The organism is Amycolatopsis sp. cmx-11-12, assembly GCF_046269425.1.
Taxonomy (GTDB): domain Bacteria; phylum Actinomycetota; class Actinomycetes; order Mycobacteriales; family Pseudonocardiaceae; genus Amycolatopsis.
The window spans coordinates 1-17,787 of record NZ_JADNQM010000016.1 but is presented as its reverse complement, the minus strand read 5'-3'; the positions used below and the strand labels follow the sequence as shown (position 1 = coordinate 17,787).

General features: G+C 67.8%; 14 protein-coding genes. 4 read left to right on the top strand and 10 right to left on the bottom strand.

The genetic code is table 11. The features are described 5' to 3' along the window. The first annotated feature begins 20 nt into the window (after nt 1–20). Entirely contained in the window at nt 21–1,295 is a 1,275-nt protein-coding gene (locus ACLARN_RS22105) for an ATP-binding protein (protein WP_409493347.1), read from the top strand. Nucleotides 1,296–1,298: 3 nt separating this feature from the next. Here the strand turns inward: ACLARN_RS22105 and ACLARN_RS22100 are convergent, their stop codons facing one another. Further along, on the bottom strand, nt 1,299–2,516 hold the full coding sequence (locus ACLARN_RS22100) for a hypothetical protein (RefSeq protein WP_409493346.1): 1,218 nt from the start codon (nt 2,514–2,516) through the stop codon (nt 1,299–1,301). Nucleotides 2,517–2,748: 232 nt separating this feature from the next. On the opposite strand from ACLARN_RS22100, the gene ACLARN_RS22095 reads away from it, so the two are divergent. Beyond that, nucleotides 2,749–3,156 (top strand): DUF3151 domain-containing protein, encoded by a 408-nt coding sequence (locus tag ACLARN_RS22095; RefSeq protein ID WP_076156306.1) that lies wholly within the window; start codon nt 2,749–2,751, stop codon nt 3,154–3,156. Between the two features lie 72 nt (nt 3,157–3,228). On the opposite strand, the gene ACLARN_RS22090 is transcribed toward ACLARN_RS22095, so the two are convergent. Next, the gene (locus ACLARN_RS22090; RefSeq protein WP_409493345.1) at nt 3,229–4,455 is read right to left on the bottom strand and encodes a lipase family protein; all 1,227 of its coding nucleotides are present in this window, start codon (nt 4,453–4,455) and stop codon (nt 3,229–3,231) included. 133 nt (nt 4,456–4,588) lie between these two features. Here ACLARN_RS22090 and ACLARN_RS22085 point away from each other — a divergent pair, with 133 nt between their 5' ends. After that, nucleotides 4,589–5,170 carry a TetR/AcrR family transcriptional regulator gene (locus tag ACLARN_RS22085; RefSeq protein WP_409493492.1) on the top strand — a complete coding sequence of 194 codons (582 nt, stop codon included), beginning with the start codon at nt 4,589–4,591 and terminating at the stop codon, nt 5,168–5,170. Here the strand turns inward: ACLARN_RS22085 and ACLARN_RS22080 are convergent. From ACLARN_RS22080 to ACLARN_RS22070, 3 genes are all read right to left on the bottom strand, one after another. Next, a complete protein-coding gene (locus ACLARN_RS22080) occupies nt 5,167–6,486 on the bottom strand; it encodes a GGDEF domain-containing protein (RefSeq protein ID WP_409493344.1) in 1,320 nt (439 codons plus the stop codon). The genes ACLARN_RS22085 and ACLARN_RS22080 overlap by 4 nt on opposite strands. Before the next feature lie 203 nt (nt 6,487–6,689). Next, a complete protein-coding gene (locus ACLARN_RS22075) occupies nt 6,690–7,943 on the bottom strand; it encodes an MFS transporter (RefSeq protein ID WP_409493343.1) in 1,254 nt (417 codons plus the stop codon). A 410-nt stretch (nt 7,944–8,353) separates the two neighbouring features. Further along, nucleotides 8,354–9,475, bottom strand: coding sequence for an LLM class flavin-dependent oxidoreductase (locus ACLARN_RS22070; protein WP_409493342.1), 1,122 nt, complete (start codon nt 9,473–9,475; stop codon nt 8,354–8,356). 122 nt (nt 9,476–9,597) lie between these two features. Here ACLARN_RS22070 and ACLARN_RS22065 point away from each other — a divergent pair, with 122 nt between their 5' ends. After that, a complete protein-coding gene (locus ACLARN_RS22065; protein ID WP_409493341.1) occupies nt 9,598–11,487 on the top strand; it encodes an FAD/NAD(P)-binding protein in 1,890 nt (629 codons plus the stop codon). Between the two features lie 22 nt (nt 11,488–11,509). Here the strand turns inward: ACLARN_RS22065 and ACLARN_RS22060 are convergent, their stop codons facing one another. Genes ACLARN_RS22060 through ACLARN_RS22040 form a run of 5 tightly spaced genes read right to left on the bottom strand, consistent with a single transcriptional unit; the run spans nt 11,510 to nt 17,480 of the window. Next, nucleotides 11,510–12,547 (bottom strand): LLM class flavin-dependent oxidoreductase, encoded by a 1,038-nt coding sequence (locus ACLARN_RS22060; RefSeq protein ID WP_409493340.1) that lies wholly within the window; start codon nt 12,545–12,547, stop codon nt 11,510–11,512. After that, nucleotides 12,544–14,121 carry a dipeptide ABC transporter ATP-binding protein gene (locus tag ACLARN_RS22055; protein WP_409493339.1) on the bottom strand — a complete coding sequence of 526 codons (1,578 nt, stop codon included), beginning with the start codon at nt 14,119–14,121 and terminating at the stop codon, nt 12,544–12,546. Before ACLARN_RS22055 ends, ACLARN_RS22060 begins: the two co-directional genes overlap by 4 nt. Further along, complete coding sequence (locus tag ACLARN_RS22050) at nt 14,118–14,933, bottom strand: ABC transporter permease (RefSeq protein WP_409493338.1); 816 nt, start codon at nt 14,931–14,933, stop codon at nt 14,118–14,120. Before ACLARN_RS22050 ends, ACLARN_RS22055 begins: the two co-directional genes overlap by 4 nt. Next, the gene (locus tag ACLARN_RS22045) at nt 14,926–15,876 is read right to left on the bottom strand and encodes an ABC transporter permease (RefSeq protein ID WP_409493337.1); all 951 of its coding nucleotides are present in this window, start codon (nt 15,874–15,876) and stop codon (nt 14,926–14,928) included. Before ACLARN_RS22045 ends, ACLARN_RS22050 begins: the two co-directional genes overlap by 8 nt. Next, the gene (locus ACLARN_RS22040; protein WP_409493336.1) at nt 15,873–17,480 is read right to left on the bottom strand and encodes an ABC transporter substrate-binding protein; all 1,608 of its coding nucleotides are present in this window, start codon (nt 17,478–17,480) and stop codon (nt 15,873–15,875) included. Before ACLARN_RS22040 ends, ACLARN_RS22045 begins: the two co-directional genes overlap by 4 nt. Nucleotides 17,481–17,787: the final 307 nt, after the last annotated feature.

Here is a 17,787-nt window from a genome sequence, read left to right as displayed (position 1 = left end):
CCCGGTATCTCTGAGGAGCTATGGCCGAATCGGACCTGGTGCGGGCCAGTTGCGCCGTCGCTGAGGAGTACCTGTCGAACTTCCGAGTCGTGATCCTCAACGGCCCTCGCCAGGCCGGCAAGACGACCATGCTCGGGCACCTTCACCGGCGTCACGGTGGGAGCTCTTTCAATCTGGACGACGAGCAGCTTCTGCAGGCAGCCATCGCCGATCCCGTCGGGTTCGCGGGTACCGGTCCGGAACCCAGGCTCATCGACGAGGTGCAGCGGGCAGGCGACCCGCTGATCAGGGCCATCAAAGCGAAAGTCGATGCGGAAAGCGGGGCGGGGCGCTACGTCCTGGCGGGTTCCACACGATTCCTGGCTACGCCGAGCCTGTCCGAATCCTTGGCAGGCAGGGGCGTCGTCGTCGACGTTTGGCCGTTTTCGCAGGGTGAGTTCGAGGGGAGCTTCGAGCGGTTCATCGATGTCGCTTTCGACGAACCCAGCCGTCTGCTGGACCTCGGCCCTTCGGGCGTCGATCGCACGGACTACTTCGCGCGCATCTGCCGTGGTGGGTTCCCCGAGCCCGCGCTTCTCGGTGGCGTGCGGGCGCGTAAAGCCTGGTTCCGTGCCTATGTGCGGGCCATCTCGGAGCGGGACATCCGGGAAATGGCCAGGATCAACGAACCCAGCGCCATGACGGCCTTGTTGTCCTACCTGGCCTCCATCACAGCGCAAGAGCACAACAGCGTGAACACATCGACCAGGACCGGCCTTCACCGCACCACGGTGAACAAGTACGTCGAATTGCTCGAAGCGGTGTTCCTGGTCCATCGGCTCCCGGCGTGGTCACGAAACCTGACTTCCCGGGCGGTGAAGCACGCCAAGCTCCACCTCACCGACACGGGACTCGCCGCTTCTTTGCTGGGCGTCTCCCCGGAATCGCTGGCGAAGCCGGTGGCGCCGACTCGTGGCCCCCTTGTCGAGACCTTCATCGTCAACGAACTCGCGAAGCAGGCGACGTGGAGCGAAGCCGAGGTCCGGCTGCATCACTGGCGAGTGAGCGGCGGTGCGGAGGTCGATGTGGTCTTGGAGCGGGACGACGGACAGATCGTCGGTGTCGAATCGAAGGCGCGGGACACGGTGACCGCGGCGGACTTCCGAGGGCTCGCCCAGTTACGGGACCTTCTCGGCGATCAGTTCACACAAGGGTTCGTTCTGCACACCGGGAGCCAGGGCGCCATCAGCTTCGGTGATCGGCTGATGGCGCTCCCGCTCGCTTCGTTGTGGCAGGCCGGGCACGAATCGGCTTGAGGCTCAGCTAGCCGGAAGCTCCGTGCGGCTCCGGCGCTTCTCAAGCAGCGAGTTCACCGCCCGCGTCCCCGGTCCGGCGGCGGCCCACAGCGCGCCGACCCCGACCAGGCAGACCGCGGCCGTCCAGTAGGCCACCGGCGGCGCCGACTCCGTATGCGCGTCGCCGAGGAGCCACGGCCGGAACTGCGACTGCACCCACAGCATCCCGTAGCCGAACGCCGTCACCAGCAGCGCGCCGACGCCCGCGGTCAGCAGCGGATGCCCCCGGCCGATGCGGAACGCCAGGTCGACCGCGAGCCCGACGGCGAGCAGGTAGAACGGCACGACCGAGATCGGGAAGCCCATCCCGAGCAGCAGCGGCCACATCACCAGCCGGTAGCCGAGGTAGGCCGCCGCGACCGTGGTGCCAGCCCAGCGGAAGCCGGTCGTGTGCCGCGCCAGCGCGAAGATCAGCGCCATCACGCCGATGCCCCACAGCGGGTAGACCCAGTCGTCGATCGGCATCGTGAAGTACTCGACCGCCACCCGGTCGACCGGATGCCCGATCTGGTTCGCGGCGAAGTTCAGCAGTTCGGGCTCCGCCTCGGGCGTGCCGCGCTCCCAGGCGCGCAGGCCGAGGATGCCGTACTCCTGCTGACCGTTCGGGAAGAAGGTGTTCTCCAGGAAGAACGTCCACAGTCCGATCAGGACACCGGTGCGCATCCGGCCGGGCTTGGCGTACTTCAGCCAGCCCATGATCACGCCGGCCTGCATGATGCCCGTGCCGATGTAGAGCATCATGTGCGACGGGCTCCACGCGGTCAGGTCGAGACCGTTGACGCGGTGGTTGATGACGTCCAGCGGCGCCGCGATCAGGAACACCACGAGCCCGATCTGCATCAGCCGCAGCGAGCGTCGGTCGGCGCCCATCCCGGTGTAGCTGTGGATCGCGACGAGCACCATGATGATCACCGTGCCGACGGTGTTGATCAGGTGCGGCGGGGCCAGATCGTCCCGGAGCCACATGAAATGCCACGACATGTCCCAGGACGAGCCCACCAGTTTGAAGGCGAACGCGGCGAGCCACATGCCGTAGCAGAAGTTCAGCACCCAACCCGGCGTCGCCTGTCCTGGCGCGCCGCGATGCCAGTGCAGCTTGAAGAACAGCTTCGTCTTCGCGATCGGACTGCGGGGAATGACACCCGGCGAGAGGTCCCCGGTCACTTCTGTCGCCTTTGTCATGCCGGACATCTTCCCTGCTCCAGATCACGGGATGGGCATTTGGGGTGGAAAATCGGGGTTCACCCGTAGGGGTGGCGGATTTGCGGTCGGCGTGCGAAGCAGGGCAAGGTGTGCCGCCATGATGCCGAAACGACTTGTCGCGGCGATCCTCGTCGCCGCTCTGGTGCTGGCCGGTGGGGGCATTCTCGGGAGCCTGTTCTTCTAGTCACAGGGCACGGGGACAATGGGCCGCATGACGAACCTCCTCGGCCCCCAGCCGACGCACCTTCCCGAGCACACCGCCGCGCAGGCGGCGCTGGACGCCGGGAGCGACCCGGCCGCCGTCGCCGCCGAGCACCCCGACTACAGCGAGGCCTGGGCTTCGCTCGCCGAGAAGGCGTTCGACGCCGGCGAGACCGTCGCCGCCTACGCGTACGCCCGCACCGGTTACCACCGCGGCCTCGACCAGCTCCGCCGCGCGGGCTGGAAGGGACACGGGCCGGTGCCGTGGGCGCACCGTCCGAACCAGGGCTTCCTGCGTTCCCTCGCCGTCCTCGGCAAGGCCGCCGGCAAGATCGGCGAGACCGAGGAGTACGACCGCTGCCGGACCTTCCTCAGCGACTCGGACCCCGCCGCCGCGGAGGCGACCGGCCTCAAGTGAGCCAGGTGTTATGAACGGTCCGTTCATAACAGGATTTGTTATGAACGGACCGTTTATAACAATCGTGACCCCCTAGAAGAGGCCGCAGTTGCCGAAGGCGGGCAGCCCCGCGAAGCGACCCTCAAGCCAGGCGAACGCCTCCGGGAAAGCCCGGATCGCCCCGCCGACGTGCGTCGGAACCAGCGAAGTCGAGAACTGCACCTTCGCGCCCTTCGCGCACCACGAGCGCGCCATGGTCCGTCCCTGCGCGTAGGGCACGATGTCGTCGAGCGCACTGTGGACGACCAGCGTCGGCGCTCCCGGCTTCCGCGCCCCGATGAGCTGCTGGTCGACACGCGTCTTGAACGGCTCTTCGCCGAGGTACGCGGTCAGCGGCCTGCCGTCCTTGGTCAGGTTCTTCGACTGGGTGAACGCGTGCGCGAAGATCGCGTCCACTGTGCACTCCTGCTTGACCTTCTCGAACGCCTCGACGCCCTTCGCGTTGAGCAGGGCCGGGATCTTCAGTTCCGGATACGCCGCGTCCATGCTGACCAGCGTGAATCCGAGGAAACCGAAGGCGTAGTGCCCGTCGATGTTCTTGCCGACCTCGGCCAGGTTCGCCGGGACGGCGCCCGCGTACGAGCCTTTCAGCCTGAGTTCGGGCGCGTACGACGGCTGGAGTTCGGCGGCCGACGCCGATGCCCCGCCGCCCTGGGAGTAGCCGGCGGTCGCGACCGGGCCGCTGTCCGGCAGGTTCGCTTCGGGCAGGCGCTGCGCCGCGCGGATCGAGTCGAGGACGGCGTTGCCCTCGGCGACGCGGTTGACGTACGTGTGGACGCCGGGAGTGCCGAGGCCTTCGTAGTCGGTGACGACGATGCCGTAGCCGCGAAGCAGCAACCCGGCGATGAAGGGCCCTTCGTACTCCATGCCTGCGGAGAGGGCCTTCGACGGCGCGCACTGGTCGCCGACGCCCTGTGTCCCGGCCGCGTAGCCGATGACCGGCCGCTCGCCGGGCCCGTTCCACGCCTTCTTCGGGGTGAGGACGGTGCCGGTCACGGCGTTCGGCCTGCCGTGGGTGTCGGTGCTGCGGTACATGATCCGCTGGACGTCCGCGTCGGCCTTGATGAGTTTCACGGGATCGACGTAGAACGTGGACGGTTCGTGCCGGATGATGTCGCCGGGAGCACCCGCGGGCAGTGGCGACGGGGGGTCGTAGAAGGACGGGGCGGCGACGGCCTGCTGTGCCCCGAAGGTCAGCAGGGCCGCGATGGTGGCCGCTGAGACGGCGGCGGACACACCGCGCCGGGATCCTGGACGCATGCTTGCTCCTCGTTGAGCAGAAACATTTTCCGACAGGGATGTCGAAAAAGAGTCGGTGAGGTGGCGCACAATGTCAAGTCCGGCGCCGAGAGGGAGACCGCGCAAACTCCCCCTCGATGAGCAACGCGCTCGGGTGCTGGCTTCGGCGGCCGGTGTCTTCGCCGCGCACGGCGCGCAGGCCGCGACGATCGAGCAGATCGCCCGGCGCGCGGGAGTGTCCCGCCAAGCCGTCTACGAACAGTTCGGCGACCGCGTGACACTGTTCGCCCAGGTCGTGGCGGATATCGAGGAGCGCGCCTTCGAGGCGATCGGCGCGCCCGCCCTCGACCTTTCGCAGCCCGAACTCCGGTCTTGGGCGCGCGGCAACTACGCCAACATGTTCGCCTTCGTCGCGGCGAACCCCGACGCGTTCCCGGTGCTGCGCGAGGCGGAGCGCATGGGCGATCCGGCCCTCACCCGGCTGCGGGAGCGGCTCGCGGAGGTCTACACCGAGGCGAGCCGTCAGCGCTGGGCACGCCACGGCGTCGACTCGGGCCGCGCGGACAAGGCGCTGGTCACCTTGTTCTTCGCGATGACCGAAGCACTCGTCCAGGCGAGCTGGGACGGCGAGCCGCCCGACGCGGACGCGCTCATCGACCTGCTCACCGAATTCACCGTCGGCGGCGTGGTCCGGCTTCGGACCGAGGCCGCCGACGTGATGGAACGGTTGCGTTAAGCCGCGACGGCCTCCAGAGACTTTCCAGCCTCTTCGGCGACCGCCGCCAGGTCCGGCGAGGACACGACGCGGTTGCGCCCGTTGCGTTTGGCCGCGTAGACGGACGCGTCGGCCGAGGCCATGACCTCGTCGATCGTCCGGCCGTCGAGCGGGAACGTCGCGACGCCGACCGACGCCGTCCGCTGCTCGATGACGACGTTGTTGCCCGCGTTGTCCTGCGTCCTGATGACCATCTCGCTGATCCGCTGCCGGATGCGCTCGGCGACCGCGACGGACTCCTGCTTCGAAGACGAGGTCAGGAGTACGACGAACTCCTCGCCGCCGAAGCGGCCGGCGAGGTCCTGCGCCCGGGTTTCGGCCTTGACCAGCGCCGCGACCCCCTTGAGCACGTCGTCGCCCGCCAGGTGGCCGAACGTGTCGTTGATGCTCTTGAAGTGGTCGAGGTCGATCATCAGCGCGCCGAACTGGCCGTTGTCGCGCTCGGCGCGGGCGACCTCACGGACGGCGCCCTGCTGCCAGGTGGTGGCGTTGAGCAGCTGGGTCTTCTGGTCGGTGGTGGCGAGTTCTTCGAGCTGCTTGATCAGCACCGAACGCTGCAACAGGTACAGCGGCAGGAAGACGAGCAGCACGAGCACCGGCTGGTGGGGCAGCACGGCGAGCACCAGCGCGCCGATGCAGACCGTCGACGCTTCGAGGATGTTGTCGTCCCACGAGCCGAGGAGAGTCTGGATCGTCGCCTTCTTCGGCGCCGCGAAGTACAGACCGGTGCCGGTGAAGACGGCGTTCATCAAGAAGAAGGCGAGGCTCGCGGCGCAGATCGAAGTCACCGACTCCACTTCGGCGCCGACGACCTGAACGGCCGCCCAGGCGGCGAACGCGGTCAGCGTCATCGATGTGGCGTTCGCCACAGTTCGATGGGGGTTGACCGTGCGAAGACCTGCCCAACTGCGGTATCCGAGGTGAAGATAAATCACGGTGACGAGAAGCGCGGTCAACTGCGGCGGCAGCAGAATCGCACCGGGCAGCACCCAGACCGAGGTCATGTTGATATGCGGGGTGACGCTCATACTGCGCCTCTGCCGCTCGATCCGGCGGGTCGCCTCGGTATGCGCGATGGCGAGCCCCGCGAGCAGGAAACACAGCAAGACCTGCGAAAACGTGATGGCGATGGATGTGGCGAAGACCCCCGTCAGTGCCAGCATCGACGCCACGGACAGCCCGGTGTAGGCGATCCAGTGCTTAGGCCTCTTCCACAGCTCCCACGTCGCTACCGTGAGAGCCGAACGATGTCCAGCGCGTTCCTCCGATGTGATCATCTTTCCCCCTGACTCTTGCGTCATTCTCCGAAACCCCCTACTTACGGACAGCTTCTACCGACTTGCGGGCTGTCGACAAGCTCCCTAGGTGTGTACTTTTCTCTGAGAGGTCGAGGGAAAGGTGCCAGCGATGGCCGGTAGGGATCAGTGAAACTGAGGCGTGCGCCAGTTGGCCGCGCGATCGGGCCGGCGCGTGGAACACCTCAATGTTCCGCGCGTGCGGCGTCTTTTTCCTGCCACCGTTCCGGATCACCGTTGAGGTTCCGCCACCAGCTCAGCGCGAGCGGGATCGTCAGCACCAACCCCACGAGCCCGAAGATGCCGACCGTCGTCTGAGGGCCAACCTGATCCGCCAGGATGCCGCCGATCAGCGGACTCACGCCCATCGTCGTGGTCAGGCCGGTGTTCGACAGCCCCATCACCTGCGCCCGGTTCTCGTCCGGCACGGCCAGCGTCAGTGACGCCGTCGCCTGCATCAGTGCCACCGTGCCGAAGCCGCCGCAGACCACGAACAACACGATCGACGACAACGGACCCGGTTGCAGGAAGCAGAACAGCAGCGGGACCGCCGTCAGCGCCGAAAGCGGCCCGATCAGCTTCGGTCTGACGTGCGCCGGCACCCAGCGCGAGTAGATGAACGCGCCGATCACGCTGCCGATCGGGTCGGCGGCCAGCAACAGGCCGATGACTTCGGGGCCGCCGCCCGACGAGGCGACGTAGGGCGCCGCGATGCCCTCGTACACCGGCAGCAGGCCCATCAGCCAGGTGAACAGCAGCAACGCGCGCAGCCCCGAGCTGGCGAAGACGATTTTCCCGCCCGAGCCGATCGACGCGAAGAACGATTTGCGCTTCTCTCCCGTCGCCGCGGCCGGGCGGGCGGCCAGACCCAGCCGGACGAACAGCGCCGAGATCAGGAACGTGACCGCGTCCAGCGCGAGGGCGAGATGGGGTTCGAGCGCGGTCAGCAGGAGACCGCCGCCGGCGAATCCGGCCAGCTGCGCCGATTGGACGGTCATGCTGCGGATCGCCATGCCGACGACGAACCGGTCGCCTTCGAGGATCTGCGGCAGCAGGGCGAGCTGGGCGGCCTTGAACGGCGGGTTCAGCAGCGAGACGGCGCCGACGAGGACGCACAGGACCCAGAACGGCAGTACCGGGACGGCGACCAGCGCGATCAGCGCGGCCCGCAGCAGGTCCACGGTCACCATCACGGCCCGGCGAGGGAAGCGATCCGCGAAGCCGGTGAGGAAGATGCCGCCGAGCAGTGAAGGAGCGTAGGTCAGCGCGTAGGTGAGACCGGTCAGGGTCGCGGAGCGGGTTTCGGAGAAGACGAGGACCGAGAGAGCGACTCTGGCGAGCTGGTCGCCGAAGATCGAGAACAGCTCGGCGAACCAGAGCGAACGGAACTCGGCTACACCGAACACCTCGCGGTAGGTGACCCGTCCGGCCGAAGCCATGTTGCCCCCAATAGGGTCCTTATTACGCGACAAACTCGTGACCGAGAGTAACGCGGTCACGAGCTCGTCACGAAGCGTCATTCGTTCACGTAAGTGTCTCCTGACTGTTGGTGATTGGCTAGGTTCTTTCGCCGGGTTTCTGGGGCAGAGATCTTTTTCCCGGAAGAGCAGCCGGAAGTCGCCGATGCCCCGGTGGCCGGTATCGAGGTCCAGACCAGCGGGTTCCGGCTTTTTCGGTCCTGTCGCCGGAAGAATTAGGGTGTGGCCGTATCGCTCGGCTTCGGATTCCGGCTGCGCGACGACGAGTCGCGCGAGCGCCGCGCGGCCGGTGTGCGGGGCCGTGTCCGAACGCGCTTCGACTCCGCTGTGCGACCGTCGTAGCGCGTTGACACAGTAGGCCGAATGGATGATCAGCCGTCGACCGCGAGCACTTCCCGGGTCGAAGCCGCGTCGCGCTTGGCGACCTCTTCGCGCACGATCGGGATGACGTGACGGCCGAAGTCGATCGTGTCGCCGAGCATGTCGTACCCGCGCGCCGAGAGGATGTCGACGCCGAGGTCGTAGTAGTCGAGCAGAGCCTGCGCGACGGTTTCGGGCGTGCCGACCAGCGCGGTGGAGTTTCCGGCGCCGCCGGTCGCGGCCGCGGTGGGCGTCCACAGTGCCCGGTCGAACCGCTCGCCCTCGGCGGCGACCGCGAGGAGCCGCCGCGAGCCGGTGTTCTCCGGGTTCGTGAGCGAATGCCGCCGGGTCAGCTGCTTGCCTCCGGTGGTGCGGGCCTTGATGGCGTCGACCGTCCGGTACGCCTTCTCCCAGGCGAGTTCCTCGGTCGGCGCGATGATCGGGCGGAACGCGACCTGGATCCGCGGGACGTCGGTCCGTCCGGCGGCCTTCGCCGCGGCCTTGACGGACTCGATCTGCTCGGCGGTCTGCGCGAGAGGCTCACCCCACAGGCAGAAGATGTCCGCTTCGGCCCCACCCGCCGTGTACGCCGCCGGAGACGAGCCGCCGAAGGAGACGCCAGGACGTGGCTGCTGCACAGGGCGGACGTCGAGGACGAAGTCGGCGAAGCGGTAGTGCTCGCCTTCGTGGTCGAAGGGCTCCTCGGACGTCCAGGCCTGCTTCACGATCTGGATGTACTCGCGGGTGCGTGAGTAGCGCTCGTCCTTGGTGAGGTAGTCGCCTTCGCGCTGCTGCTCGTGGTCGCTGCCGCCGGTGATGAAGTGAACGGTGAGTTTTCCGTCCGAAAGTTGGTCCAGCGTGGCGAACGTCTTCGCCGCGAAGGTCGGATACGAGACGTTCGGCCGGTGCGCCAGCAGGATTTGGAGCTTGTCGAGCTTCGCCGCGACGTAGGCCGCCGCCTGCGCCGGGTCCGGACCGCTGGAACCGTACGCGAACAGCACCCGATCCCAGCCGAACTCCTCGTGCGCCCGCGCGAGGCGTAGCGTGTAGTCCTTGTCGAAGACGCCGCCCGACCTCGTTCGCGTCTCCGAACCGTCGTTGGTGCCTCCGATACCCAGGAATTCGACCGGCATCGTCCGTCCCTCTCGTCCGTGTCCCCCGATACGACGAGTACGCGTGATTCCTTGGTGTGGCAACGAGTTCCGCTCCGTGAGAACCCGCACGCGTCCCGGAATCGCGGCGTAGCTTCGGCTTCGTGAGTACCGCGGACCTTCCCTACGTGCTGGCGGTGGTGGGCGCCGGCCCGCGCGGGGTGGGCGTGCTCGAACGGCTCGGTGCGAACGCCGGCGAACTGCTCGGCGAGCGGCGGCTCGTCGTGCACCTCATCGATCCCTTTCCCGCCGGTGCCGGGCGCGTCTGGCGGTACGAACAATCGCCGTTGCTGCGGATGAACTCCATGCCCGAGGACGTCACGGTCTTCACCGACGACACGGTGAAGATCGACGGTCCGATCCGCCCCGGTCCTTCGCTGATCGAGTGGGCGAGGCTGGTCCGCGCGGGCACGCTCGATGCCGAGGTCGACGACAGTCTGCGTGCCGAACTCGAGGCCCTGCAAAGCGATCACTTCCCCACTCGACGGTTGCAGAGCGCGTACCTCGCGTGGTTCCACCGCGAGGTGCTGGCCGGACTCCCGGCGGGGATCGAGGTCGTCGAGCACCGGACCCGTGCGGTGCGGCTGGAGGACGGCGAGCCGCAGTCGCTCTGGCTGGAGGACCGCGCGGAACCGCTGAAGGTGGACGCGGTCCTGTTCACCGTCGGCCATCTCGACGCGGAACCGGACGAGCGGGAAGCGCGCCTCGCGGACTTCGCCGCCCGCCACGATCTCGCCTACTACCCCGCCGGGTACACCGCCGACGTCGACTATTCGGCGATCGCGCCCGGGGAAACCGTGCTGGTGCGGGGATTCGGGCTCGCGTTCGTCGATTTGATGCTGCTGCTGACCGAAGGTCGCGGCGGCCGCTTCGAAGAACAGGCGTGCGGCGGGTTGAAGTACCACCCCAGCGGCGCCGAACCCGTTCTGCACATCGGTTCGCGTCGCGGAGTGCCGTATCACGCGAAGATCGGCTACCGGTTGCGCGGGAAGCCGTTGCGACTGCCCAGGTTCTTCGACGCGTACGCCATCGAAAAGCTCTGTGCCGTGCCGGGGCGGATCGACTTCTGTCGTGACGTGTGGCCGCTGATCTCGAAGGAGCTCGCCTGGGCCTACTACAGCGAACTGTTCACCGCCCATCCTGAACGGGTGCGCATGGACTTCGCCGTCTTCGCCGACGCCTTCGCGGACGCGGCACCCGGCGAAATCGGCGCGCTGGTGGCGCGGGCGGTACCGGCCCCCGACGATCGGCTCGACCTGGACCGGCTCGACCGGCCGATGGCGGGCACGGTGTTCGGCACCGCCGAGGAGTACGGCAAGGAACTGCGCGAGTACGTCGAAGCGGACTTGAGCCGCCGTGCGGATGCCGAGTACAGCGCGGATCTGGGCGCGTTCATGGCGCTGCTGTCCGTGATGGGCCAGCTTCCCGCGCTGGTGCAGACCGGTCGGCTCGACGCGGAGTCTCAACTGTCCGATGTGGACGGATGGTTCCTCGGATTCTTCTCTTACTTCGCCAGCGGGCCGCCACCGCGACGGCTCGAAGAACTGCTCGCGCTCCAGGAAGCCGGACTCGTTTCCTTCCTCGGCGCCGAAATGCGCGTTTCAGCAGATGAGGAACGCCGGGTATTCGTCGCGTCCGGTGCGAGCTTCCCTGGCGAGACCGAGGCGCGAACGCTCGTCGAGGCACGGTTGCCCGAGCCGAGCATCGCCCGCGCCTCTGACGTCCTTTTGCGACAGTTGCGTGACAGCGGCGCGCTCGGCGAGGAAGCGGTACTCGACACGGTCACCGGTGACAGGCTGCTCGCCGGCCGTATCCACACCCGCGTCTCCGACGGCCGGATGCTCGACGGCGACGGCCGCCCGCATCCGCGCCGGTTCGCGCTCGGCCCGCATACGTCCGCGCGGTCCGCCGGGGCGTTCACCCGGCCGCGGACCAACGCGCTTCCGTTCCGGCAGAACGACATCGTCGCGCGCGAGATCTTGAGGTCGACGTGACACGCCACCGTCCGCGGGATTACTAGCTTTCCCACACCCGGGAGGGCAGCTCTTTCCGCACGATCGGGATGACGTCGGCGGCGAAAAGTTCCAGGACGTCCCGTGCCTCTTCGGACGTCAGCCCGTCGACCGAGACAGCCTGGACCTCGTGCCCGAAGGACGCGTGGTAGTCGCCGATCTTGTCGATCACCTGTTCCGGGCTCCCGACCAGCGCGGAACCATTGGCGATCTTGTCCTCCAGCGTGGTGAACTCCGAGTTGTTGTGCTGGTACGCGGGTGTCCGCATCAGCGCCTCGAAGTACGGCCGGTAGCCGTCCAGCGCCGCCTGTGACGTCTTGGCGACATACAGCCCACCCGCGCCCGAGCCGACGAGCGCGTCCGCCGGATCGTGGCCGTGGTCCACCCATCGCCGCCGGTAGTGGTCGATGAGGTCGGCGTACTTCTTCTTGGGGTGGAAGCCGTTCGCGGTGAACAGCGGGTCGCCGAACTTCGCCGCCAGTTCGGTCGACTCGGTGCTCGACGCGCTCCCATGCCAGATCCTCGGCCGCGGATGGAACGGCCGGGGCTGCGTTGTGACGTCCGTCAGCGGCGCGCGGAACTCACCCTCCCAGGTCACTCCCTCCTCCAGGAAAAGGCGGCGCAGCAGGGCGAACTTCTCGGCCTGGTACTCCCACTGCCGCTCCTCTTCGAGCCCGAACAGCGGGAAATGCCGGGGATCGTTGCCCTTCCCGATCATGAGGTCCAGCCGTCCGCCGGAAAGCTGGTCCAGCGTCGCGTAGTCCTCGGCGACCCGGACCGGGTCCAGCACGCTGATCACGGTCAGCGTGGTCAGCAGCCGGACGCGTTCGGTGCGTTCGGCGACCGCGGCCAGGATCACCGGCGGTGCCGAGGAAAGGAACGGCTCGCCGTGCCGTTCGCCGACACCGTACGCGTCGAATCCGAGTTCTTCGGCGAAAATCGCTTCGTCGACAACTCGACGCAGACGTTCGTGCTGGCTCGGCGTCACCCCGGTCACCGGGTCGGGATGGTTCGCGACGAGCGAGAAGAGTCCGAATTTCACCGTGTCTCCAAGGGTTTCCGGCCGGGGATGGCGGCGAGCAGTTCCCCGGTGTATTCCGCGCTCGGCCGCTCCAGGACGTCTTGCGCGGGGCCCAGCTCGACGAGTTCGCCGCCGCGCAGCACGCCGACGGTGTCCGCGATCTGACGGACCACGGCGAGGTCGTGCGAGATGAACAGGTAGGTCAGCCCGAGTTCTTCCTGGAGGTCGGCGAGCAGCCGCAGGATCTGCGCCTGCACCGAAACGTCCAGTGCGGACACGGGTTCGTCGGCGACGATCAGGTCCGGGCGCAGCGCCAGCGCCCGTGCGATGGCCGCCCGTTGCCGCTGCCCGCCGGACAGTTCGGCGGGTTTGCGTTTCAGCACCGAGGACGGCAGCGCGACCTGATCGACCAGCTCCGCCGCTCGCGCCCGGCGTTCCGCCTTGGTGCCGACGCCGAAAGCCCGCAGTGGCTCGGAGATGACGTCCTCGATGCTGAACTTCGGGTTCAGCGAGGCGTACGGGTTCTGGTACACCAGTTGGAACCGGCGTCGCAGCAGACGCAGTTCCTCACCGCGTAGGGACGTTATGTCCTGCCCGTCGAACTCCACGACACCGTCGGTCGGGGTCTCCAGGCGCAGGATCATCCGCGCCGTCGTCGATTTGCCCGAGCCGGATTCGCCCACCAGCGCGAGCGTCCGGCCACGGGCGATGTCGAACGAAACGCCGTCGACGGCCCGGACCGCGCCGAAGGTCTTGCCGAGGTCGCGGACCGAAACCAGGACGTCGGACGACGGCGGCTTCGGCTCCCGCAAGGGAGTATCGGACAGGCTGGGCGCGGCGGCGAGCAGGTCACGGGTGTACTTCTCCGCCGGGGCCGAAAGAATCTCGCCGGCCGTGCCTTCCTCGACCACCGTTCCCTGCGACAGCACGACGATCCGCGACGCCCGATCGGAGGCGACCCCGAGATCGTGGGTGATCAGCAGGACGGCGGTGCCCGCTTCCGCGGCGAGTTCTTCGAGGTGGTCGAGGATCTGCCGCTGCACGGTGACGTCGAGCGCGCTGGTCGGCTCGTCGGCGATGATGAGCTTCGGCCGTCCGGCCAGCGCGGCGGCGATCAGCGCCCGCTGGCGGAGCCCGCCGGACAGCTCGTGCGGGTACTGCCGTGCTCGCGCCTCCGGATCGCTGATCCCGGCCTTGCGCAACAGCTTCACCGCCTCGGCGCCGGCACCGCGCTTGTCCGCCAGACCGTGGATCAGCAGGACTTCGGCGACCTGATCACCGATCCGGTGCACCGGATTGAGCGAGACCGTCGGATCCTGGGGGACCAGGGCGATCTCGCGGCCGCGCACGGACCGCCAAGCGCGGTCGGAGAGCTTCGTGAGGTCCCGGCCGTCGAAGGTGATCTCGCCGCGTTCGATCCGGCCGCCACGCGGCAGCAGCCCGATCGCCGCGTGCGCCGTCGTGCTCTTGCCGGAGCCGGACTCGCCGACCACCGCGACAATCTGTCCTTTGTGGACTTCCAGGTCAACACCGTCGACAGCGGGTACGTTCCGGTAGGAAACCGCGAGATCACGGATGGTCAGCAGTTCGCTCACCGCACGTCTCCTTCGATCGCTCTGGACAGCCGGTTCGCGGACAGCACCACGGCCGCCACGGTCAGCCCGGGGAAGGTCGTCATCCACCACGCGGTGGCCAGGAAGCCGCGGCCGCCCGCCACGAGCGAGCCCCACTCCGGTGTCGGCGGAGTGGCGCCGTAACCGAGGAAGCTCAGCGCGGACACCTCCAGCACAGCAGTGCCGAAGGTGAGCGTCGCCAGCGCGAGGACGGGCCCGAGTGCGTTGGGCAGCACGTGCCGTCCGAGCACCCCGGTCCAGCGCACGCCGCCCGCGCGGGCGGCCTCGACGAACACGCCGCTGCGGACACGCAGCACCTCGGCGCGCATCAACCGGGCGAACTGCGCGAGGTTCGCGACACCGACCGCGACCGCGATGTTGGTCGTACCGAAGCCGAGCGCGGTGACCAGCGCGAGGGACAGCAGGATGGACGGGATCGCCAGCAGGACGTCGACGCAGCGCATGATCGCCGAATCGAGGGCACCGCCCCGGAACCCGGCGAGCAGGCCGAGCGCGGAACCGGCCACGAGCGCGACGAGGACGGCGATCACGGTCGCCTGCAACGAAAGCGCGGCGCCGTGTACTACCCGCGCGAAGATGTCACGCCCGGTCTCGTCGGTGCCGAAGAGATGCGCGAGTGACGGACCCTGCATCTTCTCGGCGGGGACGCCTGCAAGCGGGTCCTGTCCGGTGAACAGGTCCGGGACGAGCGCGGCGAGCAGGGCGAAGGCGAGGATCGCGACCGCGACCACCAGCCCTGGCTGCCGCCGGGTGCGGGTGAGAACGTCAGGCATCGGCCGTCTCCCGGTGTCGGATCCGCGGGTCCAGCAGCGGATAAACGAGGTCGACGGCGAGGTTGATGACGACGAACACCAGCGCCGCCAGCACGATCACCGCCTGTACCACCGGGATGTCCTGCGCGGTGACCGCCGACGACGTCACCCGTCCGAGGCCGTCGCGGGAGAACACCGTCTCGGTGATCACCGAACCCGCGATCAGGTTTCCCGCGACCACCCCGGCGATGGTCAGCGTGGGGACCGCCGCGTTGCGCAGGAGGTGTCCGAAGTGGACTCTCAAGCGGCTCGCTCCTTTCGCCAGCGCGATCTCGGCGTAGGGCTCGGCCAGTTGGGTGCGGAGGCTCTTCGCCAGCACCTGCCCGATGATCGCGCCGGTCGGGATGGCGAGAGTGATCGCGGGCAGGATCAGCGACTCGAAGCCGTTCGACCCCAGCGCGGGCAACAACCTGAGCTGGAACGAGAAGAACTGGATGAGCAGCAACCCGACCCAGAACGGCGGTAGCGAGATCCCCAGCGGCGGCAGCGCGAGCAAGGCGTTGCCCAGCCAGCGATGCCGGGTGCAGGTCCCGGCGATCGCGACCCCGCCGCCGAACAGGATCGCGAGCACCAGTGCGAATCCGGTGACCGCGAGCGTCGGTGGCAGCGCCGAGACGACCATGTCCGTCGCGTCGTCCCCGGTGGCGATCGAGCGGCCGAAGTCGCCCTGTAGCGCGGCGAGCAGCCGTTTCCCGTACTGCACCGGCAACGCATCGTCGAGCCCGTACTCCGCCTTCGCCGCGGCCAGTTGCTCGGGTGTCACCGAAATCCCGGCCTCGCCCCCGCCGAGCTTCGCGCTGATCGCGTCGCCCGGCAGGAGGTAGAGGATCACGAAGGACAGGGTGAACGCGGCCCACAGGACGAAGACCGCCTGGAGGATCCGCCGGAGCAGATACCGCGTCACGAGCCGGACACCCAGGCGTCGAACAGCTGCAACCGGGACGATGCCTCGAAGCCGACGCCGTGCGCGTTCGGCCCGTACGCCAGCACCTGGGTCAGCTCGAACACCGGTGCCGAGTAACCGTTTTCGATGATCGCGCGCTGCGCCTGCTCGGCCGCGGGCTTCCGCTTCACCGGGTCCACAGTGGACGACTGTGCGTCCAGCGGCCCGTCGACCGGGTTTCCGGCGGAAAGCTTACTGCGGTTGTTCGCCTTGGTGGAGAACAGGTTCCGCAGGATGTCCGGATCCGCGCGCGTGGTGTTGTACCAGAGGTATTCGTAGTTACCGCTTTGCGTGACCTGCACGGTGTCGGCGATGGTGCGTTGCTCGATCTGGAGATCGAAGCCGATCTTGCGCAGCTGCTGCTGCACGAGTTCGAGGACGCTCTTGTTCTGGTTGAACACCAGGGAAAAGACGACCTTCGCGGTCAGTCGCTGACCGTTCTTGACGCGGATCCCGTCCGGGCCGGGCAGCCAGCCGGAGCTCTCCAGCAAGGACGTCGCCCCGGCCGGATCGTAGGCGAGGAGCGGGGAAAGGTCGGTGTAGAACGGCGTTGCCGAGCCGAGGATGCTGGTGGCGGGCTTGTAGTTCGGCGTCAGCACGGTGTTCGTGACCTCGGGCCGGTTGATGCCCTTGACCACCGCCTGGCGGACCTTCTCGTCGGTGAGCACGCCCTTGGCGACGTTGGCGTGCAGGTTGAACACGATGCCGGGGTTCGGGCGGACCGGTTCGGTGAAACCGTTTCCGGTGAACTGCGGCTCGTCGACGGGCTGGACGTCGGTGATGGCGTCGAGCTGCCCGGAAGCGAGACTTCCGGTGCGGACACCGGGCTCCGGCACGATCTTGTACGCGATCTTGTCGAGGTACGCCTCGCCCTGGTGCTTGAACAGCGACGAGCCCCAGTTGTAACCCTTGCGCTTGGCGAGCACGATTTCCTGGTTCTGCTTCAGGCTCTCGAAGACGAACGGGCCCGAACCGATCAAGCCGTCACCTTGGCACCGCTGGTCCGCCGTCTTCTGGTACGCGGCCGGCGCGAGGACACCGAGCGACATCGTCGAGCTGGCTTGCAGGAATTGGGCGCTGGGAACGGAGAACTCGATCTTCACCGTCTTCGGGTCGACGACCGTCGTTGCTTTGTAGACGGCCAGATAGCCGGAGCCGAGCTGGGATTTCGTGCCGAGCGCTTTGATCCCGTCGAAGCTCGTCTTGACCGCGGCGGCGTCGACGGGGCTGCCGTCGGAGAACGTCGCGCCGTCGCGCAGGTGGAAGGTGAACGCGGTCGAATCCGCGTTGCTCTCCCATTTCTCGGCCAGCCACGGCTTGATCTCACCGGTGGACGGGTCCTGGTCGGTCAGCGAGTCGACCAGTTGACGGCCGACGTTGAGCGACGCGTTCGTGCCGACCTGCTGCGGGTCGGCACAGTCGGGGCTCGACGAGATCCCGAGGCGCAGGGTGCCCCCGGGTTTGGGTGGCCCGGCGTCGGCGTCCGTCGTGCCGCCCGCGGCGGAGCACGCGGTGAGCACGAGGGCCGACAAGGCCAGAAGGGATGTGGCGGCGGTACGGGACACCGGGTGGCCTCCAGCGGGGAACGGGGCGCGCTTTTGCTTGCGCCGACCCGATTCACGCTAATCACGGACCTTGAGGCTCGCCCACATACTGAGTTGGGCTCCCAGCCAACGAAACCTCGCACGATTCCGCTTGACAGCCCCGAAAGTACATGAAGGCCCCCTTCCTGTACCTAGGCGCAAGGGGTGGATTTCAGGGGTCGTTGCAACACGGGTGATCAACTGGTTTTGGTGAGGAGTTTAGCGAGGCGCTCGGCTGGGGTGTCCCAGTCGAGTGTTTTGCGTGGGCGGCGGTTGAGTTGGGCGGCGA

Excerpts from the sequence above, each read along its gene's own strand:
- ACLARN_RS22105 (WP_409493347.1), top strand. The coding sequence starts at position 21 with ATGGCCGAATCGGACCTGGTGCGGGCCAGTTGCGCCGTCGCTGAGGAG.
- ACLARN_RS22100 (WP_409493346.1), bottom strand. The coding sequence starts at position 2,516 with ATGACAAAGGCGACAGAAGTGACCGGGGACCTCTCGCCGGGTGTCATT.
- ACLARN_RS22095 (WP_076156306.1), top strand. The coding sequence starts at position 2,749 with ATGACGAACCTCCTCGGCCCCCAGCCGACGCACCTTCCCGAGCACACC.
- ACLARN_RS22090 (WP_409493345.1), bottom strand. The coding sequence starts at position 4,455 with ATGCGTCCAGGATCCCGGCGCGGTGTGTCCGCCGCCGTCTCAGCGGCC.
- ACLARN_RS22080 (WP_409493344.1), bottom strand. The coding sequence starts at position 6,486 with ATGATCACATCGGAGGAACGCGCTGGACATCGTTCGGCTCTCACGGTA.
- ACLARN_RS22075 (WP_409493343.1), bottom strand. The coding sequence starts at position 7,943 with ATGGCTTCGGCCGGACGGGTCACCTACCGCGAGGTGTTCGGTGTAGCC.
- ACLARN_RS22070 (WP_409493342.1), bottom strand. The coding sequence starts at position 9,475 with ATGCCGGTCGAATTCCTGGGTATCGGAGGCACCAACGACGGTTCGGAG.
- ACLARN_RS22050 (WP_409493338.1), bottom strand. The coding sequence starts at position 14,933 with ATGCCTGACGTTCTCACCCGCACCCGGCGGCAGCCAGGGCTGGTGGTC.